Consider the following 20,934-nt stretch of genomic DNA (forward strand, 5'->3'; position numbering starts at 1 on the left):
CGTGTCAGCTGGTGGTGGCCACCGTGAAGGGAAGGACGGCGGGGGCCCCCGCCGCGCGCACGACCCTGGCGGCCATGGTCAGCGTCCACCCACTGTCGGAGAGGTCGTCGACGAGCAGCACCGGTCCGCCGACTGCGGCGACAAGGCCGGGATCGGGGGCCAGCCACGCCGCATCGAGTGCAGCGACGCGGTAGGCCGAGTTCGCCGCGGTCGCCGGTCGCCGCGTCGGCGAGTAGTGCAGCGTGCCGAGGTCGGTCAGCCTTCCGAGTCGGGCAAGCTCGCGGCTCAGCGAGGAAACAAGCGTCGGGTGGCGGTCTGAATCCAGTGCCATCACCGCCGTCGGCCGCTGCGCCCAGTCCCAGGAAGCCAGCACCTTCACCGCGGCGGCCACCAGGTCGTCGGATACCTCGGCGTCGGGTTCGTCGAGCACGCGCCGCAACCGCGCACCCCACCCGAGATCCGTCAGCCTGCCGATGGCGCGTCCTGGTTCCGGGCCGTCGGCGATCCTGCCGCTGAGGTCGATGCCGAGCTTGGCCAGCCCGGACGGCCATTGCTTGCGCGGCGCGAGTTCCACACCGGGACGCATGAGCCGTCGTCTGGTCGCCTCCGTGGTAGCCGGGTCGACATCGGCGCTGACGTGTTCGCCCGTGCAGTTGTCGCAGCGACCACACCGCTCGCCCACCTCGAGTGACGGGTCGTCGAGTTGGCCACGCAGAAACGCCATCCGGCACCCGTCGGTCGCCTGGTAGTCCAGCATCGCCTGCTGTTCGCGCTTGCGGGCTTCGTCGAGCTTGCGGTACCGCGGCTCGTCGTACTCCCATGCCGCTCCGGTGCCGACCCAGCCACCCTTGACGCGGCGCACGGCGCCGTCGACGTCGAGCACCTTGAGCACCATCTCCAACCTCGACCGCCCCAGGTCCACGAGGGGCTCGAGCGCGGGTGTTGACTGCGGCCGCTCCGGGTCCAGCACGCCAATCACGTTGCGCACCATGGACTCCGACGGGAACGCCACCGAGGCGAAATACCGCCAGACGTCCTGGTCTTCGTGGCCGGGCAGCAAGATGACCTGCGCGCTCTCCGTGGCTCGTCCTGCGCGGCCGACCTGCTGGTAGTAGGCGATCGGCGAGGACGGGGCACCTAGATGGACGACGAAGCCGAGGTCGGGTTTGTCGAACCCCATGCCCAGCGCCGACGTGGCCACCAGCGCCTTGACCCTGTTGGCCAGCAGATCCGCCTCGAGCTGTTCGCGTTCGGCGGCTTCGGTGGACCCGGTGTACGCGGCGACGTCGTGGCCCTGCTCACGCAACAGCGACGCGACGTCATGCGCCTGAGCGACGGTGAGGGTGTAGACGATCCCCGATCCCGGCAGCGAATCGATGTGTGCTGCAAGCCAAGCCGCGCGTTGTGCCGGATTGCCGGCGTTGACCACCGATAGTCGCAGCGACTCGCGATCCAAGCCGCCGCGCAGCACCAGCGTGTCCTTGCCTCCGACGCCGAGTTGGGCGGCGACGTCGTCGACGACCCGGTCATTGGCAGTGGCCGTGGTCGCCAGCACCGGCACGTCGGCACCGAGTTCACCGATCAGGGTGCGGATGCGTCGGTAGTCGGGCCGGAAATCGTGGCCCCAGTCCGACACACAGTGCGCCTCGTCGACGACGACCAGACCGGCGTCGTGCGCCAGCGCGGGCAGCACCTGATCGCGAAAGTCGGGATTGTTCAACCGTTCCGGGCTGACAAGCAGGACATCGAGCTCGCGTCGGTGCACGCGCTCGTTGATCTCGTCCCAGTCGGCGACGTTGCTGGAGTTGATGGTGGCGGCATGCACCCCGGCCCGTTCGGCGGCGCCCACCTGATTGCGCATCAGCGCCAGCAGCGGCGACACGATCACCGTCGGGCCCCGGCCCGCTTCGCGCAGCAGTTTGGCGGCGATGAAGTACACCGCCGACTTACCCCAGCCGGTGCGCTGGACGACCAATGCCCGGCGCCGTGCGACGACGAGCGCCTCGATCGCGGTCCATTGGTCGTCGCGCAGGACAGCGGTCGGCCCGGCCAGCTGTTCGAGCAGCGCCTGTGCGGCCTCGCGTGTTGTCAGCTCGTCGGCGCCGCTTCTTGTTCGCGCTTGATTTCCAGCGCGATGTCGATCAGCTGGTCCTCCTGGCCGCCGATCAGCTTGCGCTGGCCCGCGCGGTGCAGCAGTTGGTGCGCGGGCACGCCGTAACGCTCGGACTGGCGGATGGCGTGCTTGAGGAAGCTCGAGTACACACCGGAATAGCCCATGATCAGCGCGTTGCGGTCCAGGAGGCATTCGGCCGGCATCGCGGGTGCGACGACCTCTTCGGCGGCATCGGCGATGTCGAAGAAGTCGATACCGGTTTTGACGCCGATCTTGTCGAACACGCCGATCAGCGCCTCGACCGGCGCGTTGCCCGCACCGGCGCCGAAGCGGCGGCACGAGCCGTCGATCTGTTTGGCGCCCGCTCGCACGGCCTCGATGGAGTTGGCGACGCCGAGGCCGAGGTTCTCGTGGCCGTGGAAGCCAACTTGGGCGTCATCGCCGAGTTCGGCGACGAGAGCCGAAACTCGGTCGGCCACACCCTCGAGCACCAGCGCACCGGCGGAGTCGACGACGTAGACGCACTGGCAGCCGGCGTCGGCCATGATGCGTGCCTGCGCCGCAAGCTTCTCCGGCGGGATCGTGTGGCTCATCATCAGGAAGCCGACCGTCTCCAAGCCCAACTCGCGGGCCAGCCCGAAGTGCTGGATCGAGACGTCGGCCTCGGTGCAGTGCGTGGCGATCCGGCAGATCTCGCCGCCGTTGTTCTGTGCTTCTTTGATGTCCTCTTTGGTGCCGACGCCGGGCAGCATGAGGAAGGCGATCTTGGATTCCTTGGCCGTTTCGGCGGCCAGCTTGATCAGCTCCTGCTCCGGGGTCTTGGAGAACCCGTAGTTGAAGCTGGACCCGCCGAGCCCATCGCCGTGGGTCACCTCGATGACCGGCACACCCGCAGTGTCCAGCGCCGCGACGATAGCCTGCACCTCGTCCTTGGTGAACTGATGACGCTTGTGGTGGCTGCCATCGCGCAGCGACGTGTCCGTCATCCGGATGTCCCACATGGGGTTGAAGTAGATCTCGTCGGTGCTCATGCCTGTGCTCCCGTTCCCGCCGATGCCCGATCCTTCGCGATCTCTTCGCCGACCTTGGTGGCCGCAGCGGTCATGATGTCCAGGTTTCCAGCGTAGGGCGGCAGATAGTCGCCCGCACCCTCCACTTCTACGAACGTCGTGACCAGGTGGTTTCCGCCGTTGAACACCGTCGGCTCGTCGAACTGCGGCTCGTTGAGCAGCCGGTAGCCCGGCACGTAGGTCTGCACCTCGGCGACGACGTCCTTGATCGACTGCGTGATCGCGTCGTGGTCGGCATCTTCGGGGATGGCGCAGAAGATGGTGTCGCGCATGATCATCGGCGGATCGGCCGGGTTCAGGATGATGATCGCCTTACCCCGCTTCGCGCCGCCGATGACCTCGACGCCCGCACTCGTGGTCTTGGTGAACTCGTCGATGTTGGCCCGCGTTCCCGGTCCGGCCGAGGCCGACGAGACAGACGCGACGATCTCGGCGTACGGCACATCCACGACGCGGGACACGGCGTACACCATCGGAATGGTGGCCTGTCCGCCGCAGGTGACCATGTTGACGTTCGGGGCGTCCAGATGCTCACGCAGGTTGGCCGGCGGGATGACACCCGGTCCCACGGCCGCGGGGGTCAGGTCGATGGCGCGGATGCCTGCCTCGGCGTAGCGCGGTGCGGCGTCGCGGTGCACGTAGGCGCTGGTGGCCTCGAACACCAGATCCGGCTTCTCGCTCTGGGCCAGCAGCCAGTCCACACCCTCGTGCGACGTCTCCAGCCCGAGCTTGCGCGCCCGCGCGAGGCCCTCGCTCTCGGGATCGATCCCGATCATCCAGCGGGGTTCGAGCCACTCCGAGCGCAGCAGTTTGTACAGCAGGTCGGTGCTGATGTTCCCCGACCCGACGATGGCGACTGATGCCTTCTGAGGCATTGGTGCTCCTAGTTATTCGAAACTCAGGTGGACTGAACCTAACCCGGCGAAGTCGGCGACGAAATTGCTGCCGGGCGGTGCATCTATCGCACGCGTGCACGACCCCGGCAGCACGATGTCGCCGGCCTTCAACCGGACCCCGAAGCCCTCGACTTTGCGCGCGAGCCACGCCACCGCGGTGACCGGGTTGCCGAGCACCGCATCACTGCGGCCCTCCGCGACGACCTCGCCGTTGTTGGTGAGCACGGCGTCGATGTTGCGGATGTCGATGTCCTTCGGCGACACCCTGGCCTCACCGAGCACCCAGCCCGCCGACGACGCGTTATCGGCGATCGTGTCGCAGAGCTTGATCTTCCAGTCGGTGATGCGGGTGTCGATCAACTCGATCGCGGGGGCGAACGCCGCCGTCGCCGCCAGCACGTCGTCCTCGGTGCATCCGGCACCGGGCAGGTCGTCGGCGAGGATGAAGCCGACCTCGACCTCCACCCGTGGGTAGAGGTAGTTCGCCGAGGGCACCTTGCGGTCCTCGTAGACCTGCATCTCGTCGAGAAGGTGCCCGTAGTCGGGTTCGTCGACGTTCATCATCTTCTGCATGGCCTCCGACGAGAGGCCGACCTTGTGACCGATCACCCGAGCGCCTTCGGCGACCCGCTGGCGGATGTTGATCAGCTGGATCTCGTAGGCATCGACCACATCGATGTCGGCGTGCGCGTCGGTCAGCGGGGTGATGGGCACGCGGCTGCGTTCCGCCTCGGCCAGGTCGGCGGCGAGCTGTTCACGCACCTGGGCGCTGAGCATATTTGCGAAGTCCCCTCGTTTGTTCGACCGGCGCAGTTGTTGTAAGGCCGGGCAATTCTATAACGTGTTCTACATGACTGGTCAGGAGTATGACGTCGTCGTCGTGGGAAGCGGCGCCGCCGGCATGGTTGCCGCCCTCACCGCCGCCCACCAGGGACTTTCCACAGTAGTCGTCGAGAAGGCTCCGCACTATGGCGGTTCCACTGCGCGGTCAGGTGGCGGCGTGTGGATCCCAAACAACGAGGTCCTCAAGCGTGACGGGGTCCAAGACAGCCCGGCAGCGGCGCGGACCTACCTGCACGCGATCATCGGCGATGTCGTGCCCGCGGAGAAGATCGACACCTATCTGCAGCGTGGGCCCGAGATGTTGTCGTTCGTGCTCAAGAACTCGCCGCTGAAGATGTGCTGGGTGCCGGGCTACTCCGACTACTACCCCGAGACACCGGGCGGGCGGGCCGCGGGACGCTCGATTGAGCCCAAGCCGTTCGACGCCCGCAAGCTCGGGCCCGACGAGAAGGGCCTCGAGCCGCCCTACGGCAAGGTGCCGCTGAACATGGTGGTGATGCAGCAGGACTACGTGCGGCTGAACCAGATGAAGCGCCACCCGCGCGGGCTGCTGCGCAGCGTGAAGGTCGGCGTGCGCTCGGTGTGGGCGAACGCCAGGCGCAAGAACCTCGTCGGCATGGGCCGCGCGCTGATCGCGCCGTTGCGCATCGGCCTGCAGAAGGTGGGCGTGCCGGTCCAGTTGAACACCGCGCTGACCGACCTCTATGTCGAGGACGGTGTGGTGCGCGGTATCTACGTCCGAGACACCAATGCTCCGGAATCGACCGAGCCGCAACTCATCCGGGCCCGCAAAGCCGTCATACTCGGGTCGGGCGGTTTCGAGCACAACGAGCAGATGCGCGTGAAGTACCAGCGCGCCCCGATCACCACCGAGTGGACGGTCGGCGCGAAGGCGAACACCGGTGACGGAATCCTGGCGGCCGAGAAGCTTGGCGCCGCACTGGAGATCATGGAAGACGCCTGGTGGGGGCCGACGGTTCCGCTGGTGGACGCACCGTGGTTCGCGCTGTCCGAACGCAACTCCCCCGGGTCGATCATCGTGAACATGGCCGGAAAGCGGTTCATGAACGAGTCGATGCCCTACGTCGAGGCCTGCCACCACATGTACGGCGGTCAGTACGGCCAGGGCCCCGGTCCCGGCGAGAACATCCCGGCGTGGCTGGTCTTCGACCAGACATACCGCGACCGCTACATCTTCGCGGGATTGCAACCAGGGCAGCGCATTCCCAAGAAGTGGATGGAGTCCGGCGTCATCGTCAAGGCCGACACCATTGCGGAGCTGGCCGAGAAGACGGGGTTGTCCGTCGATGCGCTGACCGCGACGATCGAACGCTTCAACGGCTTCGCACGGTCCGGCAAGGACGAGGACTTCCAGCGCGGCGAGAGCGCATACGACCGTTACTACGGCGATCCGACGAACAAGCCGAATCCCAACCTCGGTGAGATCAAGCAGGCGCCGTTCTACGCGGCCAAGATGGTGCCAGGCGACCTGGGCACCAAGGGTGGCGTCCGTACGGACATCCACGGGCGTGCGCTGCGCGACGACGGTTCGATCATCGAGGGTCTCTACGCGGCGGGTAACGTCAGCTCGCCGGTCATGGGACACACCTATCCAGGACCGGGCGGGACGATCGGCCCCGCGATGACATTCGGATACCTGGCAGCACTGCACATTGCGGGAAAGAGCTAACACATGCCCATCAATCTCGACGAGGCGCTGGGCGCCGAGCTTCCGCCCGCTGAATTCTCCTGGACCAGTAGCGATATCCAGCTCTACCACCTCGCCCTCGGCGCGGGCGGCGACCCGATGGACCAGCGCGAACTGCGGTACCTCACCGATGGCACCCCACAGGTGTTGCCGACGTTCGCCAACGTGGCGCAAAGCTTCCACCTGACCGAACCACCCACCGTTCATTTCCCCGGTATCGACATCGAGCTTTCGAAGGTGCTGCACGCCAGCGAAGCGGTTTCTGCGCCAGGGCCGATCCCGCCGTCGGGCACCGGCGTCGCCGTCACCCGGTTCACCGACATCTGGGACAAGGGCAAGGCCGCGGTGATCTGGTCGGAGACCACGGTTTCCACGCCGGACGGCAACGTCTTGTGGAAGCAGAAGCGGTCGATCTTCGCTCGCGGCGAGGGCGGCTTCGGCGGCGAACGCGGCCCGTCCACGTCGTCGGAACCGCCGCAGCGCGCCGCGGACTTCGAGATATCGATCGCGGTGTCGCCGCAACAGGCACTGCTATACCGCATGTGCGGTGACCGCAATCCGCTACATTCGGATCCCGAATTCGCAGCCGCCGCAGGCTTTCCGAGGCCGATCCTGCATGGTCTGTGTACCTACGGCATGACCTGCAAGGCGATGGTCGACACCTTGCTCGACGGCGACACCGCCCGGGTCGGCAGCTACGGCGCCCGGTTCGCGGGCGTGGTGTTTCCCGGCGAGACGCTGTTGGCCAGCGTCTGGAAAGAGGGTGACGGTTTCACCGCCGTCGTCACCGCGCCCGAGCGTGACAACGCGGTGGCACTGGCGGGCGTGGAGTTCGTCCCTGCCTAGCTCGATCAGCCGAACGTGTCGTCGACCCAATCGAGGGCTTCCACCCAGCGCGGCAGCGTCACCCACTTGACTTCGTACGGCGACATCTCGATCTGCTGACGGTGGACTGTGGCGCTGATCGGTGCGTCGGTGATGTTGACGACCAGCAGCGTCCGACCCGCTTCCAGCGCAACCAGGCCATCGGCGGCGGGCACCTTTCGCCGCTCGACATCGGGCGGAAACTCGCGGACGAAGCGCTCGATGACATCGGTGAGAAAGGGCAGCGGTTGCCCTCCGTCAGGCTTCCAGGTATCGGTCCACAGGCAGATGGCGCAATCCGCCCCCTTCGGATACGGATTCCAGTAGAGGACTGTCTGCGCCCCGGTGCTGGCGAGCTCGATCATGGCCGAAACTCGCAGCGCCACTTGGTGTTCCGGTGGAAAATCCAGTGACGCCGGATCCACGTACCATTCCGTCCACCAGATCGGCAGATCGGTCTGCTTCTGCAGCCAGGCCCCGACGGCACCGAACTCCTCTAGCGCCGCGAACTCGTTGGAAGCCCCGGTCGTGGTGGTGGCGTGTCCGTCCACCACGACGAAGTCGGCACCTTTGCGGTGCTGGTTCCAGTAGGTGAAGGCATCGAGAACGCGCTGATCCACCGCACCCCAAGCGCCGTGCAGCTCTTCGGAGGCATCAGGTGAATTCGGCGGCAGGCTGGCGAAGTCGAGGTACGGTCCGCCGACCTGGTTCTCCGGATTGGCTTCTTTCACCGCGTCGTAGACGGCGTTGTAGAGGTCGGTGTAATCCTCAGCGCGCCAACGCTTGCGTTCGTCGTCGAAGAAGCCTTTGAACTCGTTCCACACAACGAAATGCCGCACGTAGGGGTAGCGTTGGGCCACCTTCTTGCTGAGCGCGGCGAAGTCGGCGAAATGCTCGGGTAGCGGCGCAACCTCGAGGTTGTCCCAATCGGTTTCCCCTTCTTCACCGCCCTTCATCCAGTCCGGTGAGCAGCACAGCACAATCACCGGCACGCCGCCGGTGCGCTGGATGAAATCCATGCGCAGGTCGAGATCGGCGAAGTTGTACTGTCCCGGCGCGGGTTCTGGATTGTCGACCCCCCATCCCATGATGTGCTGGGACTGCAACATCGGGGGCCCCGCCTTGAGCGCGTCGGCAATCGTGTCGACGGCCGCGGGCTCGCCGTCGTCGGCGCTGAACTGAGTGTGGGTGAATCCCCAACCCGGCCATGCGCTGTCGCCATCACCCTCGTCGAAGACGTATGGAAGGGACGCGGCCAGCGTGACCGCCGTGACGAGCAGCGCGGCGACCGCCACCAGAACTACTCGGATGACGCGGCCCATGGGATTTCCTTCTTTCCAGTCCTTCGACGGCGGGCGCGCCAGAGCGCAACGAGGCCCCCGAGCGCCTGCGGGATGAACCGGGCGAGCATGACGAAGAACGGCTTTAGGTCGTCTCTGGCCAGCCATGCCAACTCGACATTTCCGGCCTGGGCAGCTTCCGGCGGTGTGGCATACCCCCGGACGCGGTAGGCGAGCATCGCAGGCACGTCGAAGTTCTCGACGACCAAGCGCCTCCCGTCGACCTGGTTGGAGGGGGGCACGTCGCATCCGGTGAGATCCATGTGCAGCGCGCGCACCACGTCGATTCCCTCATCGGTCTCGAACAACCGGAACTGGGCGCCGACCCTGGGGTTGAAGTCGAGCAGCTTGTACCGGCCGTCGCGCGGGTCGTAGCGCCAGTCCAGATCGACCGCCCCCCGATAGCCGACGCGTTTCACCAAGTGCGCCGTCATCTCGACGAGGGTGGGGTTGGGCAACGAGCAGGCGGACGAGGTCATGCCGGCGTGCGGTGGCAACGATCGCACCTTGACCCCGGTGAACTGCACTAGGCACGTCGCCGATGCGTCGCAATACGCGTTGACGATCCAGTCTTCGGCGTCACCGGTGGGCAGATAGTCCTGCAGGACGACACTGAATTCCTCGCCCCACCCGCGAGCGAGGGCTCGCAGCTCGGCGGCATTGCGGATCACCGTGGTGCCCGCCACGGCTCGCGCGCGGTGTCGCTCGAACGCCTCGAGATTCTTCACGACCAACGGGAACGACGCTTGCGCCGCAATCCGGTCGAGCTCATCGGGATTCGTCGGGAACGCCGCCCAGGGCGTCGGCACGCCATGCTCACTGCACAGTTCATACAGCCCGCGCTTGCTGGCGAGACGGCGGGGCAGCATCGGCTCGATATCCGGAATGAGGAACGCACCGCGGAGATCGGCGGCGTGTTCGGCGATGAGGACCGCTATCTCGTCGTCGGTCGGGACCAGCACGGTCGGCCGGCCGATCCGCCGTCCGATGTCGAGCAGCTCCGCGATGAGCCATGTCGGGTCCTCGAGTCCGGTGGTACGCCAAACGAAACGGTCCGTCAGGTAGCGCGACACCGCCGCCGGTGTCCATCGATCCTCGGTCACGGCGTACACCGGAATGCCGAGTCGGCCGAGGCTGCGGATCGCTCCGACGCCGCCGTGATGCCACGAGTACTGGCCGACCTTGACGACGAGCGCAGGTACCGACCGGTCGACGTGGAGCGGTGAGAGCGTGGTCCGATGCCGCATCAGATCACCGACATGAATCGCTCGAGGACGACCAGCGCGAACCCGATCAGCAGTGGTATCGCCGCAATGGTCAGTGGACGCAACAGGCGGCCGGCGGCCGGCCCGAGCCGCGCGCTCATTGCTTCACGCACCCCGAGGATGCCCAGCAGCAGGACCAGGAAGACCAGGCCGATCGCGGTCCACTCGGTCTTGCCCACCTCGATTCCGGTGGCCGGCGGTTCATAGGGGACCGGCTCGTGCGAGGCACCGTGATCCAGCGTGTAAACGGTCGCGTCCGGGTTGTCGAGCACAATGCGCATCCCTGGCGCCGCGCTGAGCGCTTGCCGGAACCGTGGTCCCCAATCCACCGCGAAACCCTCACCGTAGCTGAGGTAGTCCTCCTGCCCCTTGGTGGTGATCAGGTACGTCCCCGGTCCTTGCTCCCTCAGCCGCGCGAGCACTCCCGACACGTCGGACGGGTCGCCGGGCGCTTCGGTGTTGGTGAGGCTGACTTTCTCGACGTCGCGGTAGCCCAATGGCATGAACGGGGTGTCACCACGAGTGGGTGGACCGCTGACGAACAGGAAGTGCCCGCCCGCGGGCATCTGTTCGTAGATCGATTCCACCGTCGCGACAGTCTCGTCGGTGATCTGCTCGAACTGCTCGTTGCCGTAGCGGGTGAGGAAGAACGAGAAGAGCAAGCCCAGGGTGCACACGGCTGCCGCGGCGCGTGCCAACATCGAGGGCCGCGCGCTCGGGTGGGGGAAGAACGCCAGCGCGGCCAGCACGCAAGCGGGTGCGAGCGAGAAGAGATAGACGCGCATGGCGATCTCGCCGCCGTAACTCTGCAGGAGCACGAGCAGTACCGGAACAACGATGAGGACCAGGAGCACGCGGTCCTCGATGCGGCGACGCCGCCGGCGCAGCAGACCCCACGCCGCCATCGCGAATAGCAGCAACGTGGTGGCGATCCGGGCATAGAGGACGAGCTGATGTTCCTCGCTGCTGTGCGACGTTCGCGTGACGACGTTGGCCGACACGGTTCCGTTGACATCCCCGACGCTGCCCACGATCACACCGAGGTGACCCGACCAGTAGGGGTAGGTCAGGTAGCTGATCCAGGCGACCAGGATCACGCCGAGCAGCACCGGTAGCCCGGTGAGCGTGCACCGGCGCGCCAGCACCAGTCCGGCAGCGCTCATCAGCATGGCGAACGGAGAGAGCTGATGGCTGACCGTCGCCGCGGCGAACAGACCGACGATGACCGCGAGCAGCACGACGCGTTCGGCGGGCCTGGCCATCCGCGGCGGGGCCTCACCCGACGTCGGATCGCCCCATGCCCGGCGCCAGATCCGGCCCGCGCGGGCGATCCGTCGGTGGGTAGTGGCCCTGGGGGTGACCGGGGCGCGGAACCATGTGACCAGCAGACCGACGAACAACAGATAGAGCAGCAGCGTCCAGCCCTGCGGCGAGAAGTAGTCCTGCCCGATCCAGTTGAGCACACAGAACAACCACGCGGCCAACCACTTCGCTTGCCACGACATCTTCAGCGCGCCCAGCAACAGCGCGAACGCCACCAGGTACAGCAGATTGCTCACCACGGGCGTGAAGGTGAGGATCGGCGTCAGTGCCTCCCGGTCGCCCGAACCAACCAGGGACGCCGCCAGCGCGAAGAAGCCCGGCCACGACCAGCGGGCGTCCAGCCCAGGCGCCGTCGTGCCGGTGCGATCGATGAACTCGACGAAGCCGGCATGGATCCAGCTGATCGGAAAGCGCGGCTGAGATTCGAGCACGGTAGTGATGCCGTGCAACAGCACCACGAACAGCACGAGTTGGATGCCCAACAGCCACGTGTAGCGCCGCTGCAGTGAGAGAGCTCCGATGAAGCCGACGTTGAGCAGCACGACGCCGACGAACATCGTGACCGGCAGCACTGAGATCAGCCCCAGGCCGTTCATGACCGCGAGGTCGACGGTGTGCAGCTGCATCGCGCACAACGCGACCGCACCCAGGGTCAACAGGCACAGGGTAGTAACCGCCAGGATATGGCCACTACCTGGCCGGGGGGCACGGTGCCGTCCGCCGCTCCCTCCGGCCCGTCGCGGCGTGGCCGAGACCAGGTCGAGCTCGGAGAGGTCGACCGGTGGCAGATGTGCAGGCAGCCGGTGACGTCCGCCGCGGTTGGCCGGCGGCCAATCGAGTTCCGGCGCGGCTGAGGTCAGATCGGCCGGGGGCCGATCGAGGAGTGTCGCGGTCATGAGCGGTCTGCCAGAAGCGTGATCCGCTCGGCCGAGGTGATCGACACATTGGCCATGACCCGGTCATCGGGGCGCCACCCCAGCAACTGCGCCAGCCCTGGCAAAGCCACCAGCATCGCGATGAGTTGGCCGACCAGCACGGCGACGCCGACCGCCGTGATGGTGTGGATGCCGAACGGTTCGTCGACGAAGTAGAGGATGGTGACGACGACACCCATCACGAGCACGCCGCGCAGGGCCTGCAGCCGGGCGATCTGCACGCCGTCACCGCGGGCGCGCAGCACCCCGATGTAGATGTCGACGATCGCCCTCGGCAGGGTGGCGAACGCGAGCAGCTGCAGGAGCGGAACCGCATCGACGTACCCGGCCCCGAGCAACCCCAGGCCGTAGGGAGCGATGAGACTCACCGCGACTGCGCCGACAAGCAGCAGGAACAACCCCCGGCTGAGGGCGGAGCGGCAGTTCTCCGCCAGCCGCGGGGCGTCGTACACACCCTCCACGGCAAGCGACGTCGCCATGTTGTTGCCGACGACGCTCATCACCCCGGCCAGTGACCATGCCACGTAGAAGTACGCGTAGGTGTGCGGCTCGACGCGGGTGGCGACGAGGACCGGTACGAGGAAGATCGTTCCGAAGAGGAACAGCGCGCCCAGGTAGTCAGCGGCAAAGAACCGGCCGATCTCCGCACGGGTCACATCGAAGACGTGCGCGTAGGTCCGGATGTGCCGAGGCACGAGCCAGCCGAAGATCAGCAGGGTCAACGGGACCATGACGACGATCATCGGGATGACCCAGGCGAAGAAGACACCGGACCTGGGGAACGTCGCCGCCAGCACCACCAGCAACACGACCTTGCCGACACCGAACAGGGCGTTGGCAACCGGCACCCAGATCGACGCCCGCAGCGCAGTCAGCACGTTCTCCTGAATGGTGATGACGCTGACGGCGACCGCGGCGATGCAGAACCACAGCGCCATCTCTGGTGAGCGAAGGAGGTCGAATGACGGCCCCCACCATTCGAGGGTGCCGAGAAACGCCAGGGCGAGCACCGCGATCACAGTCACCGTGAGAATGTGCGCCCAGGCCACGACGGCGGTCGTATGTCGTCCGGCCTTGGGAATGAAACGGTTCACGGTGCCCGCTGCGTTGACCGCGATCAAGCCGGCCAACATCATCAACGCGGAGATCACGGCCGATCCGCGACCGACGTCGGGATCGCTGTAGTGGCGCGCCGCCAAAAACCAGAACGCCATCCCCAAACCGCCCGAGATCCCCGTGTTCAGGATCAGCGCACTGGCGTTGCGGTGGAAGTGCTCACCGCCGCGCCCGATGTCGTGAACGCGGTGGCGAGATCTGGGGCGCGTCGCCGTCACGACGACGTCGGTTGGCGCCCGCTTCTCGAGCTCATGCAATGCCAAGCACCTGCCTTGCGGCCCGCCGCGCGCCGCGGACACACGCATAGCCTGCCGTCAGCAGCCGGTCACGCCGGAACACGTGGACGCCCTCGACGATGTCGGCGAACGCGGGCAGGTTGGTGGATCGCCGGACGGTCAGGCGAGGGAGGGTGAACAGATCGTCGGACGGGGTCGCGCGCACGTTCCGCACCGAGGCGGCGAACCGGTAGCCGGCCGATCGAGCTGCCAGCCGTACCCGCGTGCTCGAGTAGCCGTACGGGTACGCCAGGGCGCGAACCGGAGCATTGATGGCATCCTCGAGCAGCGCGCGGCTGCGGCCCAGTTCGTGGCGCAGCTCGGCATCACCGAGCTGATCGAGCTGGGGATGGCTGTGGGTGTGCGCGGCCATCTCGATACCTGCCTCCGAGAGCCCGGCGATCTGCGCCCAGCTCATCATCCTGTCGAGCGGTTCGCCCGCGGCGTCGGGCCCGGCGTCGGCGACCCAACCGGTCGTGACGAACACGGTCGCCGGGAACCGGTGACGCCGCAAGATGGGCCAGGCCTCACTCGCGAAATCGGCATAGCCGTCGTCGAACGTCAGCACCACCGGCCGCTCCGGCAGGGCGGCACCGGTCCGGAACGCGTCGGCAAGATCCGAGAACGTGAGCCCGGTGAAGCCGTTGTTGGCCAAGTAAGAAACCTGGAGTTCGAACGACCCGGGAAGAACCGCAAGCCGTCGCGTCGCAGCAGGCGGTTCATCCGCGACGGAGTGGTACATCAGAATCGGGATCGACTTGATCGAGGCTTCGGTCATCGGGAGGCCCCTACGGTCGGCCGCCGACGGCGTGCCGCGCCGCCCCGCAGATAGCCCGCCGCGGTGGTGAGCAGTCCGACCGTGATCGCATAGGCGCGTTCGATACCGCCCGCATCGCCGCGCAGCGCATCGCCCAGCCCCTTCGCCACACCGCGGGTGAGGGTGCGCGCGGTGTACCTGCGCTCAGCCGAAAGCCCCTCGGCGACACCAACACTGCGCGTGACTGCTGCCTTCGACAGACCCTCGGCGTAGCACCGGGAACGGAAGTAGGCGAACTGCTCCCGGGCGTGCGGTACCCGATGCCAGATCACCGCACGGGGTTCGAAGACGAACGTCCACTCGGGCCGGTGCTGGTTCACCCGGATGCAGAACTCCGTCTCTTCACACCCCAGCGGACGACTCTGCTCCGACGTCCGCCCGATGTCGGTCGGGAAGCCGCCGGCGACCGAAAACACCTCACGGCGGAACGAGGCGTTGCCGCCCAAGAGGTTGCGAACCGGACCGGGATCCCTACCAGTGAAAGTGCATCCGAGCACCCAGTCGAACTCCGCGGGAAACCACCGCGGCCGATCGGAATCCCACAGCGGAAGCGTGGTTCCGCCGACACCGACGATGTTGTCGTCGGTGTACGCGTCGCGCAGATGCACCAGCCAATCGGGGTGAGCCACCGCATCGTCGTCGAGGAAGACCACAACGTCACCGGTCGTCACCTCGACGCCGGTGTTCTTCCCGCCCGAAAGCCCTCGTTGGTACCGGTTTTCGACGACCGTGGCGGCAGGCAAAGCCGCACGCAGTCGCTCGTGAAGTTCGGGGTTGTGGTCGACGACGACCACGATCTCGTCGGGCCGCGTGGTCTGGGTCACCACCGACCTGACGGCGGCGAGCACGTCGTCCCATCGATCGAACGTGTAGGCACAGATCACCACCGACATGGTGAGTGGGCGCCCTGACGCCGTGGGTGTCATTTGGAACCTCTCCTCGAATCGGCCGCGTGGGCCGGCACGGTCAGCGCGGAATGGACGCGGCCGTAGCTACGCAACACTGCGTCGGCTGACCGATAGAGCCTCGGTGAGGCCATTACTGATTGACGCAGGTTCCGCAACGGGGCGCGGCCCGCGTAGTACAGCGCCGCACCCGCGGACGGTCGCAGCACCTTGCCCTCGCCCACGATCAGATCGCTCGTCTTGAACAACTCTTTGTGTTCGTATGTGCCACGGCCCAATTCGATGCGGCGAACGCCCTGCGCCGAGGCCTGCTCGATGAGCGCGAGGCGGAGCAGCAGCCCTGGCGAGTACCTGGCGAATTCGGGGTCATAGGCCGTGAACCAGCCGGACATGACGCCGCCGCGGCGCAGATATGCGTCGGCGGCGACCGGGTGGTCACCGGCGTACAGCACTGAAAGGACGAGTGAGAAATGCGGTGATCGCAGGTCGAACAGGTCGGTGACGAGGCTCCGAACCCAGGGGCGCGAAAACTGGTCGGCACGCCCGGTCGCCCTGTACTGATCAGACTTCCACGCCATCAGCATCTGAAGTCTGTCCGGATCGGTCACCTCGAATTCGAAACGCAGTGGGCCGAAGTCCCGTTCGAGCCGACGCCGCTCCTTCGGCAACTTCTTCGCCACTCTCGTCGACCGTCGCCGCAGGACGGCCAGCACAGCCGCCGAACCGTCGCTCAGGTCGATGATCGGCGCCTTGGCGCGAAGCACCTGGAAGCGTTCGAAAGGCTTCTGGCCGTCGACGAGGTGATCGAACTCCCACACGCCGAGGCCACACTCCCGTAGCAGTTCGTGCGCGTTCCAAACCGCGTCGGGTGCGTGCACCACACCCTGACATCCGGCGAGGCCTGGCGCCACCGGTAGCCCGTAGCCCAGAGCCTTGCGCTCGAACGGAAAGAAGCCGACGATTTCGCCCGCGTCCTCGAGGATCGCGACACGCGTTCCCGGTCGCACTCCGCCCGCGACGACCGCCAGTTCAGGACTCATGTACGGACTGCCCAGTTCGGGCTGCACCCGCTGAAACGACCGCCAGATGGCGGACTCGGCGGCGCCCAACTCAGCCGCGGGGATGACCGTTGTCTTCATGCCCGTCTGCCTACCCGCGCCAGTTAGCACGGCGAGGAATCGCTATGAGCCACAGCGCGGCTGCCGTGACGCCCACCGCGATCACGCCCCCTGGGCGCGACCACAATTGGGCCGACAGCATCGACTGCGCGACGAGGGTGTTGACCGCGATCGCACCGGCCACGCCGACGATCAGGGCGACGACGGTGTGCACGCTCGGCAGCAGTCGGGCGATCGCCACCGCGGGGGCGAGCAGCAGGAAGCTCGCCACCATGGCGCGGCTGAAAGGTGCGTTCGAGTGGGCCGGGAGGAGCGCTATCCCAGCGGCGGCGACGGCGGTCACTAGGGCGCCGGTCATGCGAATCGATGTTTCGGTCTGGTATTTGACTGGCACGCGCACCTCCTCAGCTCAGGCGATTGCGACGGGCTCGGGTTCGACGGCAGCGCGTAGCCATCCGACCGTGCGCGCGATTCCCTCGATCAGGTCCACCGCGGGCGTCCAGCCGAGTTCGGCTTCGGCTTTGTGGGCATCTAGCGCGATCGCCTGCAATTCGCCGGTGCGGGCATCGGCGTAGCGCGGCGCCGGCGCCCCCTCCAGGACCTCGGAGATCAGCCGATGCACTTCGTTGACACTGGCCTGCCGTCCGGTGCCGACGTTGTACACGCCGTTGGTGCCGGCTGGTGCGTGGGCCGCGCACATGAAAGCGTTCACCACATCGTCTACGTACACGTAGTCACGGGTCGCGCTGCCGTCCCCGTACACGGTTACGTCCAGCCCGAGGCACATCGCGCTGCCGAAGACAGCGATGACCCCAGCCTCGCCGTGCGGATTCTGGCGCGGCCCATACACATTGGACAGCGCCAGGCAAATCGGTTCCAGACCGTACATGCCCGCGTAAGCACGCAGGTACTGTTCGCCCGCGACCTTGGCGACCGCGTACGGCGATTGCGGGTCAACGGCGGTGTTCTCGCCGACGGGCAGGTGCTCCGGCGCGCCGTAGCGCGAGCCACCGGAGGCCGCGTAGACGATCCTGCTGACTCCGCCGTGCCTGGCGGCCTCGCAAAGATTGATCGTGCCCAACACGTTACTGAGGGCATCGAACTTCGGGTCGCGCACCGAAACCCTAACGTCGATCTGCGCGGCCAGATGAAAGATGACGTCCGGATTCGTTTCCGCGACGACGTCTTTGAGCTCAGGCGTTTGGACGTCGATCTCGAGCAGGCTGAACCGGCCGGGAATCAACCTGTTGACCCGGAACGCATCGTGGAGGTTGGCCGCGTTACCGGTGCTCAGGTTGTCGATTCCGACGACCTGGTGGCCTTCCGCCAGAAGCCGGTCTACCAGGGTAGAGCCGATGAAGCCCGCGGCGCCGGTGACAAGAGTTCGCATGATGGCGGCGATCCCTACGAGCGCCTGCCGGCGAGGACGGTGTTGAGTACCCGCCAGCCGTCCCGGATTGCGCGCAGGTTGGAATTGCCGGTGCGACGGGGCATCTCGAGGCTCGGCACCTCAGCGATGCGCAGGCCGGCCTGCACGGCACGCACGGTCATCTCGGCTTCGATCTCGAAACCCGTTGCCGTCAGCGCGAGATGATCGAGATAACGGCGATGGAACGCACAGAAGCCGTAGCACAGGTCGGTGAGCTCGGAGTTGTAGAGGGTGTTGAAAACGACCAGCAGGAATCGGTTCCCGAGCCGGCGGAAAGGTGTGATGTCCAGCGACCCGCCGCCGCCCATGAACCGCGAGCCCTTGACGAAGTCGTAGCCGTTGGCCAGGAAGTGCACGTAGTGCCTGATCTCCTGCGGTGACATGCTGCCGTCGGCGTCCATCATCACGATGACGTCGCCGGTGGCGGCCAGGAACCCGGTACGCAGTGCGCTGCCCTTGCCCGTGCCTTCCTGCGGCACGACCCTGATGTCGGGGCGATAGCGCATCGCGGTGATCAGTGTCGCGTCGGTCGATTCACCGTCGACGAGGATGATCTCGTGCACATCGTCGGCGATCTGTTCCAGAACCCACGCGATGTTGCGGGCCTCGTTGCGCACTGGGATGACGAGGCTGACGGTGGTCGCTTGGAGGGCGGCGTTGTGCGGTTTCGTCAACGGGCTGCGGATCGGTGCTGAATGGGCGGTGGTGCCGTTGCCGTTGGTTATCGCACTGGTCATCTGAGTACTCCGCTCAAAGCGCTCGGTGGTGGATTGCTCTTGCTTCGCGTAAGCCCCGTGAGGAGCCTCTGCAGCGAGCCGAAATTTGAAGGTCCTGAGTTGATCCGTCGCCCCCGCGAACGTGATGACGAATGGAGAAGAGAGCGCGCATGGCGCGACATAGCACCTTTACCTAGCCCTGCTTCCCGTTCGCGTCTCGTACAGACTAGGAAGTTGCCAGATCTACGGCAACTCGAAAGTCACAAGTGTTGAGAGAACGCTTGCGTTTGCAAAGATCCTCCCTATCCGTTAACCGAACCGCCGCAGTTAGGTGGCCGACATCTGCCCAGCTACTGTCACACTTAGGTCCAGGAATGGGTTTCTTGCTGCGGATATCGTGCAGGGCCATTTTCGTGCTCGTCAGTAATGAATCGATAGATCACTTTTGCTGGATTTGATCCCACGAACGGGACAGCAATCCCGTTCAATGTGTGATCTTGGTAACTCGATAGTTTGCTAGATTTGAACGGCGGCGCGCTTTTTTCAGTGACGGACAGCCCAGCTGCCGCGGATCACCACTTCGCCGACGCACGACCGGTAGCCCGACCGCATGCAGCGGCCGGGCATCGTGATCGAGCGAGGGCGTCAGCCCAGAATCAACCCAGAGGTGGGTACGCCGGTCCCCGCGGTCACCAGGACGTGCTCGACGTTGTCGACTGGGTTCACCGATGTTCCGCGGAGCTGCCGCACACCTTCGGCGATGCCGTTCATGCCGTGGATGTACGCCTCACCCAGCTGGCCGCCGTGAGTGTTGATCGGCAGCCTGCCCCCGACCTCTATCGCGCCGTCCTTGATGTAGTCCTTCGCCTCACCGGCTGCGCAGAACCCCAGCTCCTCCAGCTGGATGAGCGTGAACGGGGTGAAGTGGTCGTACAGGATCGCGGTCTGGATGTCGGCGGGCGTCAGCCCCGACTGCTCCCATAGCTGCCTACCGACCAAGCCCATCTCGGGCAGCCCCAGTTCCGACCGGTAGTAGCTTGTCATCGAATACTGATCGGGGCTCGAACCCTGCGATGCCGCTTCGATTACGGCGGGCCGGTGCTTGAGATCCTTGGCTCGCTCAGCGGACGTAATCACAAGCGCCACACCGCCATCGGTCTCCTGACAGCAGTCGAGCAGCCGTAGCGGCTCGGCAATCCACCGTGAGTTCTGGTGATCCTCGATGGTGATCGGCTTCTCGTAGAAGTACGCCTTTGGATTGTTGGCGGCATGCTTACGGTCGGCCACCGAGACGGCGCCGAAGTCCGCGCTGGTCGCACCGGAGTAGTGCATGTAGCGCTGGGCGATCATCGCCACCTGAGCGGCAGGCGTGGACAGGCCGTGCGGATACGAGAACGAATTGTCCACACCGGTGGAGTCGGCGTTCTCCACCAGTCGCATCTGAACCTGACCGAAGCGCATCCCTGACCGCTCGTTGAAAGCGCGGTATGCCACAACGCAATCCGCGACCCCGGTGGCCACCGCGATCGCTGCCTGTTGGACTGTGGCACACGCCGCGCCACCACCGTGATGGATCTTGGAGAAGAATTTCAACTCACCGATTCCGGTGGCGCGCGCTATCGACACCTCGGTGTTGGAGTCCATGGTGAAGGTGACCATGCCGTCCACGTCGGCCGGGGTGAGGCCGGCGTCGTCGAGTGCGTCCAGCACGGCTTCGGACGCCAGCCGCAATTCGCTGCGGCCGGAGTTCTTGGAGAAGTCGGTGGCGCCGATCCCGACGATCGCCGCCTTTCCGGAAAGCTCACCCGGCATCAGGCATCTCCGATCGTCAACGTCGCGGTGGCGGTCACATGGTCGCCAAGGCTGTTGCTACCAGTCACTTTCAGTGAGATCAGGCCGTCCTCGACGGCGGTGACTTCACCTCTGAACGTCACGGTGTCATACGCGTACCACGGCACACCTAGCCGCAGCCCGATCGTCTTGATGATCGCGTTCGGTCCGGCCCAGTCGGTGATGTAGCGCTGCACGAGGCCGGTGTCGGTCAGGATGTTGACGAAGATGTCTTTGGAACCCTTGGCCTGCGCCTTGTCCCGATCGTGGTGCACATCCTGATAGTCGCGCGTGGCAATCGCCGTCGACACGATGAACGTCGGATCGCCGTAGAGTGCGAGCTCGGGCAGCTGCGTGCCCACCTGGATTTC

General features: G+C 66.0%; 18 protein-coding genes. 2 read left to right on the forward strand and 16 right to left on the reverse strand.

Annotated elements, in window-relative coordinates:
* Positions 1–4: 4 nt before the first annotated feature.
* From G6N42_RS18905 to G6N42_RS18920, 4 genes are read right to left on the reverse strand one after another with little or no spacing between them, the layout of a single operon-like run.
* Complete coding sequence (locus G6N42_RS18905; RefSeq protein WP_163737798.1) at positions 5–2,092, reverse strand: RecQ family ATP-dependent DNA helicase; 2,088 nt, start codon at positions 2,090–2,092, stop codon at positions 5–7.
* On the reverse strand, positions 2,089–3,144 hold the full coding sequence (dmpG, locus tag G6N42_RS18910; RefSeq protein WP_163731314.1) for a 4-hydroxy-2-oxovalerate aldolase: 1,056 nt from the start codon (positions 3,142–3,144) through the stop codon (positions 2,089–2,091). Before dmpG ends, G6N42_RS18905 begins: the two co-directional genes overlap by 4 nt.
* Positions 3,141–4,058: an acetaldehyde dehydrogenase (acetylating) gene (locus tag G6N42_RS18915; RefSeq protein WP_163731318.1), complete on the reverse strand. Its 918-nt coding sequence runs from the start codon at positions 4,056–4,058 to the stop codon at positions 3,141–3,143. The genes dmpG and G6N42_RS18915 overlap by 4 nt, the downstream gene beginning before the upstream one ends.
* 12 nt (positions 4,059–4,070) lie before the next feature.
* Positions 4,071–4,856 carry a 2-keto-4-pentenoate hydratase gene (locus G6N42_RS18920; RefSeq protein WP_163731320.1) on the reverse strand — a complete coding sequence of 262 codons (786 nt, stop codon included), beginning with the start codon at positions 4,854–4,856 and terminating at the stop codon, positions 4,071–4,073.
* A gap of 73 nt (positions 4,857–4,929) precedes the next feature.
* On the opposite strand from G6N42_RS18920, the gene kstD reads away from it, so the two are divergent.
* Complete coding sequence (kstD, locus tag G6N42_RS18925) at positions 4,930–6,612, forward strand: 3-oxosteroid 1-dehydrogenase (protein ID WP_163731323.1); 1,683 nt, start codon at positions 4,930–4,932, stop codon at positions 6,610–6,612.
* 3 nt (positions 6,613–6,615) lie between these two features.
* Entirely contained in the window at positions 6,616–7,476 is an 861-nt protein-coding gene (locus G6N42_RS18930; RefSeq protein WP_163731326.1) for a MaoC family dehydratase, read from the forward strand.
* A 5-nt stretch (positions 7,477–7,481) separates the two neighbouring features.
* On the opposite strand, the gene G6N42_RS18935 is transcribed toward G6N42_RS18930, so the two are convergent.
* The 12 genes from G6N42_RS18935 to G6N42_RS18990 all read right to left on the reverse strand — a co-directional run bounded on the left by G6N42_RS18935 (position 7,482) and on the right by G6N42_RS18990 (position 20,931).
* The gene (locus tag G6N42_RS18935) at positions 7,482–8,816 is read right to left on the reverse strand and encodes a GH39 family glycosyl hydrolase (RefSeq protein ID WP_163731329.1); all 1,335 of its coding nucleotides are present in this window, start codon (positions 8,814–8,816) and stop codon (positions 7,482–7,484) included.
* The gene (locus G6N42_RS18940) at positions 8,795–10,081 is read right to left on the reverse strand and encodes a carboxylate--amine ligase (protein ID WP_163731331.1); all 1,287 of its coding nucleotides are present in this window, start codon (positions 10,079–10,081) and stop codon (positions 8,795–8,797) included. The genes G6N42_RS18935 and G6N42_RS18940 overlap by 22 nt, the downstream gene beginning before the upstream one ends.
* On the reverse strand, positions 10,081–12,318 hold the full coding sequence (locus G6N42_RS18945) for an NAD(P)(+) transhydrogenase (Re/Si-specific) subunit beta (protein ID WP_163731333.1): 2,238 nt from the start codon (positions 12,316–12,318) through the stop codon (positions 10,081–10,083). Before G6N42_RS18945 ends, G6N42_RS18940 begins: the two co-directional genes overlap by 1 nt.
* Positions 12,315–13,736, reverse strand: coding sequence for a lipopolysaccharide biosynthesis protein (locus G6N42_RS18950; RefSeq protein WP_232076191.1), 1,422 nt, complete (start codon positions 13,734–13,736; stop codon positions 12,315–12,317). The genes G6N42_RS18945 and G6N42_RS18950 overlap by 4 nt, the downstream gene beginning before the upstream one ends.
* Complete coding sequence (locus G6N42_RS18955; RefSeq protein ID WP_163731335.1) at positions 13,723–14,526, reverse strand: polysaccharide deacetylase family protein; 804 nt, start codon at positions 14,524–14,526, stop codon at positions 13,723–13,725. The genes G6N42_RS18950 and G6N42_RS18955 overlap by 14 nt, the downstream gene beginning before the upstream one ends.
* Positions 14,523–15,491, reverse strand: coding sequence for a glycosyltransferase family 2 protein (locus G6N42_RS18960; RefSeq protein ID WP_163731337.1), 969 nt, complete (start codon positions 15,489–15,491; stop codon positions 14,523–14,525). Before G6N42_RS18960 ends, G6N42_RS18955 begins: the two co-directional genes overlap by 4 nt.
* Positions 15,488–16,609, reverse strand: a complete 1,122-nt coding sequence (locus tag G6N42_RS18965; RefSeq protein ID WP_163731339.1) for a GNAT family N-acetyltransferase — start codon at positions 16,607–16,609, stop codon at positions 15,488–15,490. Before G6N42_RS18965 ends, G6N42_RS18960 begins: the two co-directional genes overlap by 4 nt.
* 10 nt (positions 16,610–16,619) lie before the next feature.
* Entirely contained in the window at positions 16,620–16,982 is a 363-nt protein-coding gene (locus G6N42_RS18970; protein ID WP_232076192.1) for a hypothetical protein, read from the reverse strand.
* Positions 16,983–16,997: 15 nt separating this feature from the next.
* Positions 16,998–17,978 (reverse strand): NAD-dependent epimerase/dehydratase family protein, encoded by a 981-nt coding sequence (locus G6N42_RS18975; RefSeq protein WP_163731342.1) that lies wholly within the window; start codon positions 17,976–17,978, stop codon positions 16,998–17,000.
* A gap of 14 nt (positions 17,979–17,992) precedes the next feature.
* Positions 17,993–18,754 carry a glycosyltransferase family 2 protein gene (locus G6N42_RS18980; protein ID WP_163731344.1) on the reverse strand — a complete coding sequence of 254 codons (762 nt, stop codon included), beginning with the start codon at positions 18,752–18,754 and terminating at the stop codon, positions 17,993–17,995.
* A gap of 624 nt (positions 18,755–19,378) precedes the next feature.
* The gene (ltp2, locus tag G6N42_RS18985; RefSeq protein WP_163731347.1) at positions 19,379–20,545 is read right to left on the reverse strand and encodes a 17-hydroxy-3-oxo-4-pregnene-20-carboxyl-CoA lyase; all 1,167 of its coding nucleotides are present in this window, start codon (positions 20,543–20,545) and stop codon (positions 19,379–19,381) included.
* Positions 20,545–20,931 carry a MaoC family dehydratase gene (locus G6N42_RS18990; protein ID WP_163737804.1) on the reverse strand — a complete coding sequence of 129 codons (387 nt, stop codon included), beginning with the start codon at positions 20,929–20,931 and terminating at the stop codon, positions 20,545–20,547. The genes ltp2 and G6N42_RS18990 overlap by 1 nt, the downstream gene beginning before the upstream one ends.
* Positions 20,932–20,934: the final 3 nt, after the last annotated feature.

Origin of the sequence: Mycobacterium gallinarum, assembly GCF_010726765.1 — a bacterium.
In the GTDB taxonomy this organism is placed as follows: Bacteria; Actinomycetota; Actinomycetes; order Mycobacteriales; family Mycobacteriaceae; genus Mycobacterium; species Mycobacterium gallinarum.